The 18,094-nt window shown below is 58.3% G+C and carries 13 protein-coding genes; 3 read left to right on the forward strand and 10 right to left on the reverse strand.

From position 1 onward, the window contains the following. Window positions 1-266: 266 nt before the first annotated feature. Complete coding sequence (locus ACYZT2_RS23080; RefSeq protein WP_461967642.1) at window positions 267-590, forward strand: hypothetical protein; 324 nt, start codon at window positions 267-269, stop codon at window positions 588-590. Between the two features lie 183 nt (window positions 591-773). On the opposite strand, the gene ACYZT2_RS23085 is transcribed toward ACYZT2_RS23080, so the two are convergent. The 5 genes from ACYZT2_RS23085 to treP all read right to left on the reverse strand — a co-directional run bounded on the left by ACYZT2_RS23085 (window position 774) and on the right by treP (window position 8,203). After that, a complete protein-coding gene (locus ACYZT2_RS23085) occupies window positions 774-1,064 on the reverse strand; it encodes a PTS transporter subunit EIIB (RefSeq protein WP_461967644.1) in 291 nt (96 codons plus the stop codon). Between the two features lie 2 nt (window positions 1,065-1,066). Continuing rightward, window positions 1,067-3,601 (reverse strand): phosphoenolpyruvate--protein phosphotransferase, encoded by a 2,535-nt coding sequence (gene ptsP / locus ACYZT2_RS23090; RefSeq protein ID WP_461967646.1) that lies wholly within the window; start codon window positions 3,599-3,601, stop codon window positions 1,067-1,069. Window positions 3,602-3,663: 62 nt separating this feature from the next. Then, window positions 3,664-4,887, reverse strand: a complete 1,224-nt coding sequence (locus ACYZT2_RS23095; RefSeq protein WP_461967648.1) for a carbohydrate porin — start codon at window positions 4,885-4,887, stop codon at window positions 3,664-3,666. A gap of 107 nt (window positions 4,888-4,994) precedes the next feature. Beyond that, window positions 4,995-6,644 (reverse strand): alpha,alpha-phosphotrehalase, encoded by a 1,650-nt coding sequence (gene treC, locus ACYZT2_RS23100; protein WP_461967650.1) that lies wholly within the window; start codon window positions 6,642-6,644, stop codon window positions 4,995-4,997. A 116-nt stretch (window positions 6,645-6,760) separates the two neighbouring features. Next, window positions 6,761-8,203, reverse strand: a complete 1,443-nt coding sequence (gene treP, locus ACYZT2_RS23105) for a PTS system trehalose-specific EIIBC component (protein WP_461967652.1) — start codon at window positions 8,201-8,203, stop codon at window positions 6,761-6,763. Window positions 8,204-8,440: 237 nt separating this feature from the next. Between treP and treR the strand changes: the two genes are divergently transcribed. After that, complete coding sequence (treR, locus tag ACYZT2_RS23110) at window positions 8,441-9,145, forward strand: trehalose operon repressor (protein ID WP_461967654.1); 705 nt, start codon at window positions 8,441-8,443, stop codon at window positions 9,143-9,145. A gap of 96 nt (window positions 9,146-9,241) precedes the next feature. Here treR and ACYZT2_RS23115 read toward each other — a convergent pair whose 3' ends face one another. From ACYZT2_RS23115 to ACYZT2_RS23135, 5 genes are all read right to left on the reverse strand, one after another. Then, entirely contained in the window at window positions 9,242-11,968 is a 2,727-nt protein-coding gene (locus tag ACYZT2_RS23115) for an AAA domain-containing protein (RefSeq protein ID WP_461967656.1), read from the reverse strand. 200 nt (window positions 11,969-12,168) lie between these two features. Continuing rightward, a complete protein-coding gene (gene guaA, locus ACYZT2_RS23120) occupies window positions 12,169-13,746 on the reverse strand; it encodes a glutamine-hydrolyzing GMP synthase (RefSeq protein ID WP_461967658.1) in 1,578 nt (525 codons plus the stop codon). Window positions 13,747-13,839: 93 nt separating this feature from the next. Beyond that, window positions 13,840-15,309 carry an IMP dehydrogenase gene (gene guaB / locus ACYZT2_RS23125; RefSeq protein ID WP_123358100.1) on the reverse strand — a complete coding sequence of 490 codons (1,470 nt, stop codon included), beginning with the start codon at window positions 15,307-15,309 and terminating at the stop codon, window positions 13,840-13,842. Window positions 15,310-15,519: 210 nt separating this feature from the next. Continuing rightward, window positions 15,520-16,068: a sugar ABC transporter ATPase gene (locus ACYZT2_RS23130; RefSeq protein ID WP_461967661.1), complete on the reverse strand. Its 549-nt coding sequence runs from the start codon at window positions 16,066-16,068 to the stop codon at window positions 15,520-15,522. A gap of 177 nt (window positions 16,069-16,245) precedes the next feature. After that, a complete protein-coding gene (locus ACYZT2_RS23135) occupies window positions 16,246-17,013 on the reverse strand; it encodes a sulfite exporter TauE/SafE family protein (protein WP_461967663.1) in 768 nt (255 codons plus the stop codon). Between the two features lie 100 nt (window positions 17,014-17,113). Between ACYZT2_RS23135 and ACYZT2_RS23140 the strand changes: the two genes are divergently transcribed. After that, window positions 17,114-18,061 (forward strand): LysR family transcriptional regulator, encoded by a 948-nt coding sequence (locus ACYZT2_RS23140; RefSeq protein ID WP_461967665.1) that lies wholly within the window; start codon window positions 17,114-17,116, stop codon window positions 18,059-18,061. Window positions 18,062-18,094: the final 33 nt, after the last annotated feature.

An 18,094-nucleotide genomic window follows, 5' to 3' on the forward strand; every position in this document is an offset into this window, starting at 1 on the left:
AACTGGTGCGAAGTGAAATCCATGGATAGTCTTTGGTTGTCACTGCAAATGCAGTGGCAGGGTGTAGGAGCCCTCTCTCATGGTGCAACAGCTTTGTCGTTTGATTGCGGCGCTTAATTCGTGTCCGTAAGATCGTTCGCGGCGGCTGTGCGCGGGACACGCTTCGGCGTGGCCGAGGTTCATGAGTGCTCGGTACTCCTACTCCTGCGCATGGCTGCCACCCAAACCTGTAGGAGGGTGCGTTGGCAGCCTCATGGAAATTACAAATGACGACGCTAACGCCAGATCCACCCTACGAAAAACCAATTCCCCACCCAAAAAGCCGTTTCATGGCGCTCACCAGCAACTGCACCGACATGCCCACCCTGTTCGTCGATACACACGCGCCGCTCGATATCTTGACCGACGCCGCCAGCTATCGAATTCGCGCAGTCACTCAGGTGCTTGAGAATCTGTCGATGCGCGGTTCAGTCGAGTGTGATTCGATGATTCTCAGTGACTTTGCCTTGCTCTGCGCCATTCCGTTACGGGATGGGTGTGATGTGCTGGATGTGATTGGGCGGCGGTTGCAGGCTCGGCCTTCGGAGTAGCGTCGAACGGCTTTTTGTGGCGAGGGGGCTTGCTCCCTCGCCACAAAGGCAAGATCAAAAGATCGCAGCCTTCGGCAGCTCCTACGGGGGGCTTCTTATGCTTCTGCGTCGGGAGAGGGGCCGCTTCGCGACCCAACGGGGCGATGCGGCGGTCCGACAAGCCCCCTCACTACAAAGGTCCGGTTATGGCTGAAGACCAGTGATTAGATGAACAACCCCACCCTCCAGCATCATCACTCCCGGCACCCCAGCCACCGTCAACGCCTGCCGATCCATTCGCGTCATATCCCGCAATTCCACCCGCACCCGGGTCAGCGCCACTGGCTGTTGCGACTTGAGGTTATCCACACCGCCAAGCGCGGCCACGACATTCGCGGCCAAACCGAAAACAGGCTGAGCCTCCACTTTCGGCTCATCCACCACCAGGTCCGGCGTCAACGCTTTCCAGAATGCCCGCTGCATTTTCTCGAACATGCTCAGTTCTCCAGAATCAATGAAGTATCTACCGTCGCCTCGTGGTGCAGCCGCAATGCCTCGCGTACCTGCTCAGCACTTTCCAGCCCCAGCGCTTGCTGGGCGATGGCTTGGCAATCCAGCAGATCCACTTCGCGAACTGCCGCTTTGATCGCTGGAATCAACGGCACGCTCACCGACAGTTCATCCACGCCAAGCCCCAGCAACAGCGGCACCGCCAGTTTTTCCGAAGCCATGGCGCCGCACACCCCGACCCATTTGCCATGGGCATGAGCGGCTTTCACTGTAGTGGCGATCAGGCGCAGCACCGAGGGATGAAAACTGTCGGCCTGACTGGCCAGCCGTGGGTGATCGCGATCCATGGCCAAGGTGTATTGGGTCAGGTCGTTGGTGCCGATGGAGAAGAAATCCACCTCGGGCGCAAACAGGTCTGCCATCAGTGCCGCTGCTGGTACTTCGATCATGATTCCCAGTTTTGGCAGTTCAGTGAGACCCAATGCCAGCGCCTCTTCTTCAAGTAGCTGACGGGCCAGCCGCAACTCCGACAACTGCGTAACCATGGGCAGCATGATGTGCAGGCGAGCCAGCCCGGCGCTGCTCAGAATCGCCTTGAACTGATCGCGCAACAGCTGCGGACGCTCCAGGCACAAACGAATCCCGCGCATGCCCAAAAACGGATTGGTTTCGCGCTCCATAGGCACGTAGGCCAGCGGTTTGTCACCGCCGACATCCAGGGTGCGCACCACCAGATTGCGCGCCGGGCCCAAGGCGCGGGCGATGGCGCTGTAGGTGGAGGCCTGCTCGTCATGGCTTGGCGCGTGGTTGCGATCCAGATAAAGAAACTCCGAACGCAACAGACCGACGCCCTCGCCGCCCAGCGTCATGGCCTGCTCGGCCTCGGCCAGCGAAGCGATATTGGCGGTGATTTCAAGGTGATGCCCATCGCGGGTACAGGCGGCCAGTCCTGCATGTTCCAGCTCGTATTGTTGGCGCTTCTTTTGTCGCTGACGATTGGCTTGCAACTGCTCCATGGCGGCCAGCTCGGGATCCAGCTGCAACTCGCCCTTGTCGGCATCGAGCAAAACCCGGGTGCCATTGATCAGTGTCAGCACCTGAACCGGCAACCCGCAGATCGCCGGCAAACCGAAGGCCCGCGCGAGAATCGCCACGTGGCTGGTGGCGCCACCGCCGACCGTCGCGAACCCCAGCACCTTGTGCGTGTCCAGGCCAGCCGTCTGGGAGGGCGTCAGTTGCTCGGCAATCAGGATCGCCCCGTCCGGCAACTCCATCGCACGATCCTCTACGCCGAGAATCAGCTTGAGTACCCGTTGACCGACGTCGGCCAAATCCGCCGCCCGTTCGGCCAGCAAGGCATTGCCCAGGCTTTTGAACAAGGTTGCCGTCGACTCGGTGGCCGCACGCCAGGCGAAACCGGCGCTTTTGCCTGCATCGATCAGTGCCAGGGCCTGATCCAGCAGGCCTGGGTCTTCGAGCAGTTCCTGATGAGCCTTGAAGATATCTGCCTGGGCATCTCCCGTGGCCTTGTCTCGCAACTGCTGCAAAGCCAGAACCGCAGCCGCCAATGCCCGGGACAGGTGTTCGCGCTCAACCTGAGGACTAACGCCCGACTCGCTCACCTCGAGGGTTTGCTCGGCAATCTGCACCACTTGGCCAAACGCCGACCCCGGCGAGGCGCAGACTCCGCGCAGCACCGTTAGCGATGAGACCTCGGCAACAACCGTCTCGACCTCTGCCATCACTGTCACGGCTTCCCCGCAACCGGCGGCCAGCAACTCGGCCAGCGTCTTGATCGCCACTTCGGCATCCGCGCCCGCCGCGCTCACCTGCAGGATGTCACCTTGGGCGGTCTGCAAAGCCATGATCGCCACCAGGGATTTGGCGTTCGCGCTGTGCTGCTGCTTATGCAGACAAATACTCGCCGAAAAGCCTTTCGCCGCTTGGGCAAACACTGCCGCAGGGCGAGCGTGCAAACCGTTGGCATTGGGCAACGTCACCGGTTTTGAGAACAGTGCTTCGCCCTCCTCCGGCAGCGGCTCATCAGCCGCCACTTCGGATGGATTCAGACTCAGCAGCGGCTGACCGCTTTCCACCACGCCCGTTTCGGGCGTCAGCCAGGTGAACGGCTCGCCGCTGACCACCAGCATCAAGGTCAACAAACTGCGGGCGTTCAAGGCGATGTAATCGGCATCGAACTCGATCAGCGCCTGCCCCACTACTACCCGCTGACCTTCCTCCACCAACCGGGTGAAACCCTTGCCGGCCAGGTTCACGGTATCGAGGCCGATGTGCATCAGCACCTGCACGCCATTGTCGTCGGTGATGCTGACGGCATGCCCACTGACCTGCACATTGCTGACCACCCCGGCCAGCGGTGCGCACAAGATTTGCGAAGTCGGATCGATGCACAGACCGTCGCCGATCACGCGACTGGAAAACACCTGATCGGGCACCTGGTCCAGCGGCATCAGCACGCCGGACAAGGGTGCCAGCAGTTGCAATTGTTGGGGTGTGGCCATGACGTCACCTGCTGTTTTGTTCTTTGAAGTGCCGATGGAGCGCGAGGCTCCGACAGCATCGCTTATTTCCACCAATACTCGACCTGCAATCCGACGTTCGAACCGTGTCGCGCCGTGCCGAAGGCGCCGGTGTCAGACAACGCCGAACCCGCCGCCAGTTCATTGGCCGCCCGTTTGGCTGCCTCGTTCCAGCTGGCATAGGTGTAATACAGACGCACCTCGGGGCGCGCCCAGAATTCCGGGCCCTTGGGCGACCACGTCGGGGCGAAGGTGAACTTGCTCAACTTGCGCGTCCCGCCCGTGGCTTCAACCTGATCGTGGCCCAGTTCGGTCACCAGTTTGAACTGCTCGGTGATCGCATAGGCCGGGCGAATCCCGAGGGAAATCCAGTTCTGGTCGGCGCCGTCCGGGCGAATGTCTTTCTGGTAGACCGCTTCGACCTGCCCGCCGAAACGCGGCGTCACTTGCCAGTCGAAGAACTCCACCACCCGATAGCTTTTGCTGCTGTCATCCAGCCTCACGTTACCGGTATAGCCCAACCCGGTGCCGGGGCCTTCGCCGTACTGAAAGGCCAGTTTGTTCTTGCCGCCCAGAAAGCCCTTCTGCACATGCTGGGTGGTGATTGCCCAACCGCGATGAGCGTCGCGGCTGTCAGGCTTGTCGATGTAGCTCAAGCCGAACTCCACCTCACCGCCAGGGTTGGTGTTAAAGCCAGCGACGTTGAAATCGTGACGGTTGATGTAGTTCTTCTGGTACAGGTTGTCCTTGCGCGAGAAGGCGTAGCTGTATTTCAGATCACCGATCAGCACATCTTCGATACCGCCACCGGTGGCGCTCTGGTTCCAGTAGTAGAAGTCGGAAATGTGGATATCGTTCCGTTTGTAGTAACGCCGACCGGCCCACAGCGAACCGCCGTTGAGGCTGGGCATGTTCGACCATTGCGCATACAACTGCGGCAGGCGCACCGAGCCGTTATCGCCGTTGAATGTCAGGTCCTTGTCGTACTGGTTATACAGCGATGCCATACCGTCGACGCTGAGCACCGAACCATCGTCCAGCGTGAACAGATCCTGACGCAATTCAAGTTCAGCGTACTGCTCGCATTCGTTACCCAAGCGGTATTTGGTCTGCGCTCCCGGCAGCTGGAAACACTGCTGTTTACCGCTGTTAACCGAGGTGCCTACGCCGCTGCGCAAATAACCGGCGAATTCCAGCGCCTGGGCCGACAGTGGTAATGCCAGGCACACACCCGCCGCTACAAGGCTGCGATTTATTGTTGTTTTCAAGAACCACCTCATTATTTTTATTGTGTGATGCAGCAAAATCGGCGCGCAAAACTCCCCCGCGCAGCGTTCTGCGTGTTTTTTAAAACGGTGTTTTTATTGGTTAAGCGTTAGCGATCGCTCAGGCGCAGAACGAACGACTCATAAGGCCGAAGAAAGACCTGCCGGTTTCGTGGCGGACAGTCCCGGTAGTTGCTGATCACCAGACTTTGAGTCATCGCTTCGCTGATCACGTCACCCGGCAGTTCGACTTCGCACGGCGTGCCATAGAAGTTGTTCAGCACCAGCAATCGCTCGCCATTGCCTTCACGCACGTACGCCCAGATTCGCGTGTGCTCAGGCAATAATTGCCGGTACACACCGTCGGACATCAGCGTTTCACTGTGGCGCAGGGCAATCAATTGACGGTAGTGATGCAGTACGGAATCCGGATCGTCGAGTTGGTAAGCGACGTTGATCCGGGCCGCGTTGGCCGGCACGCCGATCCAGGGTTCGACCGCACTGAAACCTGCGTTCGGGTCGGCGTTCCAGTGCATCGGCGTGCGACCGTTGTCCCGGGACTTCTGCATGATCGCCGCCATGTTGTCGGCGTCGCTGCTACCTGCTTCGCGCTTGAGCCGGAAGATGTTCAGGGTTTCGACATCGCGGTACTGATCGATATGATCGAAGCCCGGATTGGTCATCCCCAGCTCTTCACCTTGATACACGAACGGCGTGCCCTGCAGGAAATGCAGCGCCGTGCCGAGCATCTTCGCCGACACCACCCGATGCTCGCCGTCATGACCAAAACGCGAGACCACCCGTGGTTGATCGTGGTTACACCAGAACAGCGCGTTCCAGCCGCCGCCGGCCTGCATCCCGGTCTGCCAGTCGGAGAGAATGCGCTTGAGTGCGAGGAAGTCGAAATCGGCGCGAATCCACTTTTGCAGGTTCGGGTAATCCACCTTCAAGTGATGAAAGTTGAAGGTCATCGACAGTTCTTTTGACTCTGGCCGCGAATAGCGGATGCAGTGTTCCAGGCTGGTGGACGACATCTCGCCGACGTTGATCAGGTCATGACCTTCGAATACTTCACGGTGCATCTGCTGCAAGTATTCATGGACGTTCGGGCCGTCGGTGTAAAAGCGCCGACCGTCGGTGTTGTCCTCGGGGAAATCCGCCGGTTTGGAAATCAGGTTGATCACGTCCAGACGGAAACCACCCACGCCTTTGTCGCGCCAGAAACGCATCATCTTGAAGACTTCGGCGCGCACCTGGGGGTTGTCCCAGTTCAGGTCGGCCTGCGTGTGGTCGAACAAGTGCAGGTAGTACTGACCGGTCTGGGCTTCGTACTCCCAGGCCGAACCGCCGAACTTGGATTCCCAGTTGTTCGGCTGATCGCGCCAGATGTAGAAATCGCGGTAAGGGTTGTCGAGGCTGCTGCGGGCCTGCTGGAACCAGGTGTGCTCGATCGAAGTGTGATTGACCACGATGTCGAGCATCAATTTGATCCCGCGCTTGCCCGCCTCGGCAATCAGCAACTCGCAGTCGGCCATGGTCCCGTAGCTCGGGTCAATGGCGTAGTAGTCGCTGATGTCGTAACCGTTGTCACGCTGGGGCGAACGCAGGAACGGCGTGATCCACAGGCAATCGACACCCAGCCAGTGCAGGTAGTCGAGCTTGGCCACGACGCCGAGCAAATCCCCCGTGGGGTTGCCGGCGTGGCTGTGAAAACTCTTCGGGTAGATCTGATAGATCACCGAACGTTGCCAGTCTTGCATGGCGGGATTCCTTCAATAAGTTTTGTACTGGGCCAAGGGCCCCTTCGCGAGCAGGCTCGCTCCCACAGTTGATCGCATTCCAATGTGGGAGCGAGCCTGCTCGCGATAGCGATCTGTCAGGCAACCCGATACCCGGGCCGGACAATCCTCATGCTCAACCCGCAAGTCAGAACAAACGGCACGACCAAGGCAATCACCATCCCGACCACGAACATCGGGATGAACTGTGGAATGATCGAGATAAAACCGGGCAACCCGCCGACGCCGATTGCCGACGCCTGGACCTTGTTCATTGACAGGAAGATGCAGCCCAAGGCCGAGCCGATCAGGGCCGCATAGAACGGAAATTTGTAGCGCAGATTGACCCCGAACATCGCCGGTTCGGTGATACCGAAGTAGGCAGAAATCGCCGAGGTCGAGGCCATGCTTTTGTCCCGCACGCTGCGGGTCATGTAGAACACCGCCAGTGCCGCGCTGCCCTGCGCAAGATTCGACATGACGATCATCGGCCAGATGAAGGTGCCACCCTGGGTGGAGATCAGTTGCAGGTCGACCGCGAGAAACATGTGGTGCATGCCGGTGATCACCAGCGGTGCGTAGAGCAGGCCGAAAATAGCGCCGCCGACCATGGGCGCCAGGTCGAACAGGGTGACCACGCCTTCGGTGATGAGAATCCCTAAATGGCGAGTCACCGGGCCAATCACTGCCAGCGCCAGCACACCGGTGACGACGATGGTGGTGATCGGCACCACCAGCAATTGCACCGCGTTAGGCACTCGCGCCCGCAGCCATTTTTCGATGACGCTCATTACATAGGCCGCCAGCAGTATCGGCAGGATTTGCCCCTGATAACCGACTTTCTCGATCTGAAACACGCCGAGAATGTCGAAGTACGGCAGGCTCTGCCCCTCCAGCCCCGCCACCGCTTTGCCGTAGTTCCAGGCATTGAGCAGATCCGGGTGTACCAGCATCAGGCCGAGCACGATGCCGAGGATTTCGCTGCCGCCAAAGCGCTTGGCCGCCGACCAGCCCACCAGCGCCGGGAGGAACACGAACGAGGTGTTGGCCATCAGGTTGATCAGACTCCAGAGCCCGTCAAGCTTCGGGTAGGCATCCAGCAGGGTCTTGCCCTCGATGAACATGCCTTTGGCGCCGATCAGGTTGTTGATGCCCATCAACAGGCCGGCAATGATCAGTGCCGGGAGGATCGGCATGAACACGTCGGAAAACACCCGAACCAATCGCTGCATCGGATTGATCTTGTCGGCGCTTTTTTGTTTAACGTCGGCGATGGTCGAGGCGGCGAGACCGGTTTGCCGACGCAGCTCGGCGTAGACCTTCTCCACTTCGCCGGGGCCGATGACCACCTGGAACAGGCCGCCGGTAAAGAACGAACCTTTGACCAGATCGATCTGGTTCAGCGTGGCGCTGTTGACCAGTTTCGGGTCCTTGAGGGCCAGGCGCAGGCGTGTGACGCAATGCGCGGCCTGCTCGAGGTTGTCGCTGCCACCGAGGCTGTGCAGCAGCTCGGAGGCGATATTCGGATAGTCGTGGCTCATGATTGTCCTTGCGCTGTTGTTTTTTGTTATTGGCAGCACGCCGAAGCGAAAAGTACTCGTCTGTACGAGTTAAAGCAACAACTCGTACAGACGAGTTTGATTTTGTTTAGCCTGAACCCGACAGGCGGCGACATTTCCTACCTCCGAAGTCAAAGAAACCCAAAGCCGCATGGACAAACTCCTACCCTGCCCTTAAGGTTCAAAACCTTTAGCACAGCGCGGCACAGAGCTCTCCCCATGAGTAAATACAACCAGATCTACAGCGATCTGCTTGCCAGCATCACGACCGAACGTCTGGAACGCGGCGCCCGACTGCCCTCCGAAACCGAATTGATGGACAGCTATCAGGCCAGCCGGGGCACCGTGCGCAAAGCCATCGAGCAATTGCAGGAGCGCGGTTTCGCCCAGAAAGTCCACGGCAAAGGCACCTTCGTCCTGTCGACCAACCCGATCGAATTTCAGCTCGGCGGCATCGTCAGCTTCCAGGAAACTTACCCACGACTGGGTAATGACGTCAGCACCGAGGTGGTCGAATTCACACAAATCCCTCTTGAAGGCGCTCTGCTCGAACACATCAAGGCTGAAGCCGGCAGCCTGATCACGCGGATCAAGCGCGTGCGCCGGATCGACGGAAAACGGGTGATCCTCGATATCAACCATTTCGTCAGCGACGTGATTCCCGGCCTGTCACGCCACATTGCCGAACACTCGATTTACGCCTTCATCGAACAAACTTTGCACCTGCAAATCGCCTACGCGCAACGCACCATCGAGGCGGTGCCCTGCAGCAAACATGACCGGCAACATTTGGACCTCGACAACCAGAGCCATGTAATCGTGGTGAGTAACCAGACGTTTTTGCAGGATGGCCGGCAGTTCGAGTACACCGAATCGCGGCATACCCTGGACAAGTTCTACTTTTCGGATGTGGCACGGCGCTGAAACGCGAAAGGCCCCGTGAACTCGTGTTCACGGGGCCTTTTGGGTGTTACGGACGATCAGCTAAAGCCGGGATCGCTCCCACTCCATTGCAAATATTTAAACCGGCGAAAGTTCGCGATTTTCATCATGAACGCTACTGGTCCATTGAGACAAAAATGCCGCCAGCTTTTCTTCAATATGGCTCTCGATGGTTCGCAAACGAAGTAAGGGGATATCGCATTTTTGCAGGATGCTGTTTTTCAGGGCGTCTCGCTCGACCTGTTCAGTCTCACCATGAGAGCCCCCATCGACTTCGATTACGCCCAGCGGTTTTTTCCCTACTTTGTAATAGAGCACGAAATCGCAGCTGGCCTTGTTTTTCATGAAAGTCAGTTCCCGTGCCGTCAATAATTCATTGGCGAGCGAGGCTAGCTGTATCAACTCAATCTGAGTGTGAAACATCATCGATCGGCAGGCATCCTGAGCAAGCGCTTCACGAAGTAGCTGCGCCACTATCTGTTCGGATTTGAACGATGAATCATTCGGCCGAAGTCTTGCATTAAGACGTTCGAGCGATTGGTCGTATTCTTTGTAGAGCAGGTCGAAGGCTGATATCACAGGTGCGCGGTGGAGTTGCTCTTGTTCCGCATAGTATTCGATGTACCGCACCAGCGCGGCGATATGTCCGTTGTTCGCGGTGAAGACTTCGTCGCCCGTGACCAGGGTGAACCGATTTTTTGCTCTGGATACCGCCACATTGACCATGCGAGGGTCATCCACGAACGCCAGGAATTTCGGCGTTGTGCTCTTTTTGTCCAGCACGGTGGAAAAGACGATCTCGTCGCACTCGCGGCCCTGGAACTTGTGAACGGTGTCTTTGACGAAATCATCAGGCAAAAGCGTGCCCGAAAGCGTGGCCTGGTTCCTGAACGGAGCAATGAAACCTCTGCCGTCCTCGCCCTCCCATGCACTTTCGCCCTCTCCTTCCAGCACTGCCAGAAGCGAGTCCAGCTCCCGTAGATTGGTTTTGCGTCGTGTGTGGTTTCCCTTGGAGGTGACCAGCAATAACAACGGCTTTTCCCCGCGGTCCTGGGTCATCGGAACCAGTTGATTGTCGTAAAACTGCTGATTGCAGAACTGAATGATCTGCGGGTGACAGCGATAGTGCTCTTTCAATAGCGTCATCGGGATCGAATCATTGAACACACTGACGCACGAATCGAGCAGGCTGTACTTCTCGCAATCGTAGTGGTCCATGGGCGCCGCCATGCCCAGCTCTGCCGGGATGTGCGCCAGCTGTTTTCTGTCGCCGACGATGATCAGGTTCTTCGCACAGCCCAGCGCCAATATTCCTGGAACAATGTCCTGTTGCGAGGCCTCGTCGATGATGACGTAGTCGAGCATAGCCCCGCCTTCAAGCGAGTTGATGATCGAATGCGTACTGCTGGAAATGATCGGATAGCGCTTCAGGAACTCATCAAATTTGCGTTTATAAGTCTTGGCGTCAAAGGGTTCCGGGTCCGGTACATGCTGATGCAAGTGCTGCTTCAGATACTTCATCGAAGCGCTCGTCAACTCATCCAGCAGCGTCTCGTATTTGCCGAGGCGCAACGCTTCCTGAAGGGTGGCCAATGCCGTTTTTCTTTGCAGCAATGCCTTGTCATAGTAGTGAAGCTGCAGGCTATAGAAGATCGATTTTCGCTTTGCCCAGTCATCGAATGGCTTCATCCGCAGAATCTTGAAATTGAACAGCAGCTCGATTCTGTCCTTGATCCTGACGCGGTCGCCTGCAAGATGTGTCAGGTAAGCCATCAGATCCGCTGCCTTTTGCGGGGAGAGCTTGTACTTGTCCAGGGCGACGGGTGCCTGCACGCCGTTATCCTGCTGCCATTGCAGAAGATAGCGCCGCTCCACCTCCAGCTCATGGATTTCAATCTGCAACAGGGCTACCGAGTTCCGGGTCTGAAGCAATTGCTTCAACTGCTGCAAGACGACCTGGATGCGTTCCATCGAAGGCGTGGCTTCGGGAACCGTAAGAGGTCGAGGGCAAGGATTGGCGAAGAATGCCTCCCGGTTTTCTTTGCTACCCAGCTCGGCTACAAGATAATTCAACCCGGACTTGCCCAGTTTTTCACAGACATTCGCGACGGCCGCGTTGTTGTTGGACACCACCGCCACGTTTTTTCCACGCAACAGAATATTGGCGATGATATTCAGAATGGTCTGTGTCTTACCGGTACCGGGAGGCCCTTCGATCAGACTGATCTGCGAGGTGAAGGCCTGCTCGACGGCTTGAAGCTGGCTTTCATTAATGCCAAAAGGAAAGATGAAGTCGCCCGTTTGTGCCTGCCGTCCATTCTGCCCGGTGCAGTAGGCGTGCAACGCCGTGTCCGCGCATGACGGTATTGCGCTCAGCTGGCGCAGCACATTTTCGGCGATGACCTTATCCACCGGTTTCACGGCCTTTTCAACCCGGCCGTTGGCCACGGAAAGGAAATAGTGGAAGGTCGGCTCGTCCTTCATCTTCGTCGGCTCGACAAGCTCGATAGCATCCATCTTGAACACGTAACTTGCCGTGCTTCCGGAATACTGAATGACGGCATATTTCTCGCCATAGATCACAGCGCTCTCGATGCCGCTTACCAGCGAGCTGCCTTTTTTTCGCAGAAGCTGGCCTTTCACCTCTCGGGTAGGAACGACCTTGCAGTCCCCCAGCGGGCTAGGAAAACTCTTGCCGGAGGGAAAGTGGCAAGTCAGCGAGAATCCACCGCTCCCGTCACGCTTTATTGTCCAGTCGCTGATCTGACGGGTCTTGTCTATACCGCGCACGCTAATGGAAACCATATATCCCTTACGCAGGCTCGTTCAAAGCCTGTACACATCCATGTTGTCGGAGTCCGAATCTATTGATCCGGCGAATTTGACACTATTCTGACATCACTCTTTGTCCGGGCACCAGCTTCCAGTCGGTACGTCGAACAGGCTTATGTAAACGTTTCCTGTAGATGCGACAAGGGCGCTTCTCAGCGCCCTTGTCGTTCAACTCATTCCCACTCAATCGTCGCCGGCGGCTTGCTCGACACGTCGTAAGTGACGCGGGAGATGCCTTCGATTTCATTGATGATGCGGCCGCTGACGGTTTCCAGCAGTTCGTAAGGCAGGTGAGCCCAACGCGCAGTCATGAAGTCGATGGTTTCCACGGCACGCAGGGCAACGACCCAGGCGTAACGACGGCCATCGCCGACAACGCCAACCGATTTCACCGGCTGGAACACCACGAACGCCTGGCTGACCTTGTGGTACCAGTCGGCTTTGCGCAGTTCTTCGATGAAGATATGGTCGGCGCGACGCAGCAGGTCGGCGTATTCCCTCTTCACTTCACCGAGAATCCGCACGCCCAGACCCGGGCCCGGGAACGGGTGACGGTAGACCATGTCGTACGGCAGGCCGAGTTCCAGACCCAGACGACGGACTTCGTCCTTGAACAGCTCACGCAGGGGTTCAACCAGCTTGAGGTTCATTTCTTCCGGCAAGCCACCCACGTTGTGGTGCGACTTGATCACATGGGCCTTGCCGCTTTTCGCGCCAGCCGACTCGATCACGTCCGGGTAGATAGTGCCTTGGGCCAGGTACTTGATGTTGTCGAGCTTGCAGGATTCGGCATCGAATACGTCGATGAAGGTGCGACCGATGATCTTGCGCTTCTTCTCGGGATCCGACTCGCCTGCCAGGTTATCGAGGAACTGGTCGGCAGCGTTGGCGCGAATCACTTTGACGCCCATGTTCTCGGCGAACATGGCCATCACTTGCTCGCCTTCGTGCAGGCGCAGCAGGCCGTTGTCGACGAAGACGCAGGTCAGTTGGTCGCCGATGGCTTTGTGCAGCAATGCGGCAACTACCGAGGAGTCGACACCGCCGGAAAGACCCAGCAGTACGTTGTCGGTGCCGACCTGGGCACGGACCTGGGCAATGGCGTCTTCCGCAATCTTCGAAGGTGTCCACAGCGCTTCGCAGCCGCAGATGTCGAGGATGAAGCGCGAGAGGATGCGACCGCCCTGCTTGGTGTGGGTCACTTCCGGGTGGAACTGCACGCCGTAGTAGCCGCGAGCATCGTTGAACATGCCGGCAATCGGGCAGCTCGGGGTGCTGGCCAGGATGTGGAAGTCTTCCGGCAGCTTGGTGACCTTGTCACCGTGGCTCATCCACACGTCGAGGCCGAACAGGCCATCGGCGTCGATGTGGTCTTCGATGCCGTCCAACAGGTGGCTCTTGCCGACCACGTCAACGCGGGCATAACCGAACTCACGCAGCTCGGAACCTTCGACCTTGCCACCCAGCTGTTCAGCCATGGTCTGCATGCCGTAGCAGATACCGAAGACCGGTACGCCCAGGTCAAACACCGCTTGCGGGCAGCGCGGGCTGTCGGCTACGTGCACGGACTCGGGGCCGCCTGCGAGAATGACGCCTTTGGGAGCGAATTCGCGAATCGCTTCGTCGTCCATGTCGAACGGATGCAGTTCGCAGTACACGCCGATTTCACGCACGCGGCGGGCAATCAGCTGGGTGTACTGGGAACCGAAGTCGAGGATCAGGATGCGGTGGGCGTGAATGTCGAGGGCCATGTGGTCAGTCTCGTCTATGCAGTTCGGTGAAGAGAATCAAAAACAACTCGGGGCTGAAAACAGCCCCGGTTACTTGACTTATTGCTGGAAGCCTCAACCTACGCGGTAGTTTGGCGCTTCTTTGGTGATTTGCACGTCGTGAACGTGGGACTCGGCCATGCCAGCGCCGGTGATCCGCACGAACTCAGGCTTGGTGCGCATTTCTTCGATATCGGCGCTACCGGTGTAGCCCATGGAAGAACGCAGGCCGCCCATCAGTTGATGGATGATGGCGCTCAGGGTGCCCTTGTACGGAACACGCCCTTCGATCCCTTCAGGTACAAGCTTCTCGGCGCCTGCCGAGGAGTCCTGGAAGTAACGGTCGGAGGAACCTTGAGCCTGGGACATGGCGCCCAGCGAACCCATGCCGCGGTAAGCCTTGTACGAACGACCCTGGAACAGTTCGATCTCGCCCGGTGCTTCTTCAGTACCGGCAAACATCGAGCCCATCATCACGCAGGAAGCACCGGCAACGATGGCCTTGGACAGGTCACCGGAGAAACGGATGCCGCCGTCGGCGATCAACGGAACGCCTGTGCCTTCAAGGGCAGCGGCGACGTTGGCGATGGCACTGATTTGCGGGACGCCGACACCGGCGACAATACGGGTGGTGCAGATCGAGCCAGGACCGATACCGACCTTGACTGCGTCAGCGCCAGCTTCGGCCAGGGCCTTGGCGGCAGCGCCGGTGGCGATGTTGCCGCCGATGACCTGCACTTCAGGGAAGTTCTGTTTGACCCAGCGAACGCGGTCGATCACGCCTTTGGAGTGACCGTGAGCAGTGTCGACCACTACCACGTCAACACCCGCGTGGACCAGAGCAGCTACGCGGTCACCGGTGTCTTTACCGGTACCGACTGCAGCGCCAACACGCAGACGACCTTGATCGTCCTTGCTGGCCAGCGGGTAAGCCTTGGCTTTTTCGATGTCGTTGACGGTCATCATGCCTTTGAGGGCGAATTTGTCGTCGACGATCAGTACACGTTCGATGCGGTGCTTGTGCAACAACTCACGGACGTCGTTCTTGTCGGCGCCTTCCTTGACCGTGACCAGACGCTCTTTAGGCGTCATCACTTCACGGACGCTGGCGTCCATGCGGTTTTCGAAACGCACGTCACGGGAAGTGACGATGCCGACCAGGTCGCCATCGTGCAGTACCGGAACGCCGGAGATGTTGTGCAGGCGGGTGAGTTCGAACAGTTCACGAACCGTGGCGTCAGCCTCGATGGTGATCGGATCCTTGACCACGCCGGCCTCATAACGCTTGACCTTGCGCACTTCGGCAGCTTGCTGCTCGATGGTCATGTTCTTGTGGATAATGCCGATGCCACCTTCCTGAGCCATGGCAATTGCCAGACGGGCTTCAGTAACGGTGTCCATGGCGGCAGAAACCAAAGGAATATTCAGCTCGATGCCACGGGTAAGGCGGGTCTTGAGACTGACTTCGTTAGGAAGAACCTCGGAATAACCGGGCACTAAAAGAATGTCGTCGAAGGTCAGAGCTTCTTGGCTGATACGCAGCATCGCGGGGGCTCCCGAGCGGGAAAATGGAAGCGCGCCATTATAGTCAGACACCCCCTCGGGTTCAATGTAAAACTCTGTCTATTATCGACGCAGTGATCGACGGAGGTTTTGGCACACAAATCCCGTAGGAGCGAGGCTTGCCCGCGAAGGCGTCCTCACTGGCGCTAAAAGCTTCGCGGGCAAGCCTCGCTCCTACGGGTTCGGGTTCAGTTACAGTTCGACCTTGACCCAACTCACAGGTTGATCCAGCCAATCGGCAAATTCGTCGATGAAGTTCTGCTTGAACCCGGCCTCGACCCAGTTGTTGAAGATGAAACCCAGGTTGGAGAAGCCGCATTCCTGCAAGAACAGAAACCCGTTGATGTCGTCTTCATGCCCGCATTCAGGACACGTGAAGTTATCGGTGCGCCCCGGCATCCACTCTTCCAGGCTTTCGAACAGCGCTTCGCCGATTTCCTTGCGGCACTCGGCGCAGCCGGCTTCTTCGAGAAACCCCTTGGCCGGTGTATAGATGCAGCGCTTGGTGATGATTTCCAGACCATTGACCGGCTCGCCGAATGGCAGCGCGTCAGGGTACAGGACCACGGCGCGGGCACCGTCGGCGATGGCATGGGCCATGCGATTGCCGGTGCGGCCACAGGTGGTCAGCTCTTCTTTAATGATGTTCTTGCGCACCAGCCAACGCACGACCGCCCGGGACCGGGGTTCGTGTACCGGCAGGGTGGAGATTTTCGGGACGATGATGCTTTGGGAATTCATGGTGCAAGCCTACAAATGCTGAATGATCCACCCTTGTGGGAGCGAGCCGGCTCCGGGCGGCGTTCCGACGATGAGGCCATTGCAGCCAACATTGTTGTTGCCTGACCCACCGCCATCGCGAGCAGGCTCGCTCCCACAGGATTTGCGGCCGGCAGCTTAATCCCTGACGAAATCCGGTCAAGTACTCAAATAACGCCCGATCAAGGCAATCCCGCTGGCCAGCACCAGCCAGGTCACCAGCCGCACGAATGCCTCGCGGGACAATTTCAGGGTCAACCGCCGGCCGATCCACAACCCCAGCGCCATCGCTGGCAACAAACACAGCGCCAATACCAATAAGGGTAGCTCGGCATACACACCGGCGATGGCAAACAGACTCAAACGCACCACAGTGCTGCAACTGATCAGCGCACTCTGGGTCGCCCGGGCCGCGTCCTTGGGCAATCGGCTGTTCAAATAGATCGCATATAAAAAGCCGCCACTGCCAAACAGCGCCCCGAACATCCCGCCCACCGTGCCCATCGGCACCGCCCACCCTGCGGACAATTGCGCCGGACGGGTTTTAATCCACAGGCTATGAATTGCATAGGCGCTGATAAACAGCCCCATCAACAGCAGCAACACATCGGATTTCAGGTTCAGCAGAAATATCACCCCCAACGTGCAGCCCACCGCCATGCACGGCAGCAGTCGCAGCAATTCGGGCCTCGTCACATCCCGTCGCGAGGGCAACAGATTGCCGAACGCCGCGACGAAATCCAACAACACCAGCAGCGGCACGATTTTCGACAGCGGCATGAACAGGATCAGAATCGGCCCGGCCACCAGCGCGGTGCCAAAACCGGCGATGCCGAACACGATGTAGGCCAGCGCAACGCCCAACCCGATCACCAGCCAACCTACCGCACCCCACGGCCATTGGTTTAACAGCTCCAGCACATTCATCGACACGGCTTCCTTTTATTCCTGTGATGACTTTAGCCAGCGCCGAGCGTTGCGACTAATATCTTCAACGTCGACAAGCCATCTCAAAAAGGCATACCTCGTGCTTTCAACCCGCCAATTGCGTTACTTCGTGGAAATCGCCGAGAGCGGCAGCTTCAGCGCTGCGGCCGAACGACTGTTTATTGCTCAATCAGCGTTGAGCCGGCAAATCAAGGACATGGAAACCCAGCTGCAAACACCGCTGTTCGAACGCACCGCGCGCCAACCCCGTTTGACGGCGGCGGGTGAAGCCTTTTTGCCGAGGGCGAGAAACCTGCTGAACGAACTGACCAAGGCCAGCGAGATGGCCACTCAGGTGGGCACCGGTCAACTCGGCGTGTTGCGCCTGAGTCATTCCAGCACCGTGCCCATGAGCGGCCGGCTGCTACGAGGCATCAGCGTCTATCTGGATCGGCACGCCGGTGTGTCGATGGACATCGTCAAGCTGTCCTCCGAGGCGCAACTGGAGGAATTGGCTGAAGGGCGTCTCGATGTGGGCCTGTTGCGCCTGCCGGTGCTGCGTCAGCGTGAAGGGGTGCAGATTGTTCCGCTGTACAGCGAGCGCCTGTTGCTGGCGGTGCCGCCAAATCATCGGCTGGCTGTGGATAAGTCCGCACAAGGCATCGATCTGGCGCAGTTGAGGAGTGAAGCGTTTATTTCCATCCCTCATCCACAGCGTGGCGGCCTGAGCTATTTATCGGCCGAGTTGTGCATGCGCCAGGGGTTCTTTCCCCGGGCGGCTCGGGTGGTGTCGCGTAAAACCACGCAACTGCAATTGATCCAGGCCGGGTTCGGCATCGCGCTGTTACCGGAATCGATGCAAGACATCGCGCCGCCGGATATCCACTTTCTGCCCTTGGCCGACCCTGACTGCCACAGCACCGTCGCCCTCGCCTATCGGCAGCATCCCACTGCGCTGGTTCAACACTTCATCAAAACCTGCACAGATCATTGTGGGAGCGAGCTTGCTCGCGATAGCGGTTCAACATTCAACATCAATGTCGACTGACACACTGCTATCGCGAGCAGGCTCGCTCCCACA

The sequence above is a fragment of the Pseudomonas sp. MDT1-85 genome (assembly GCF_054898065.1).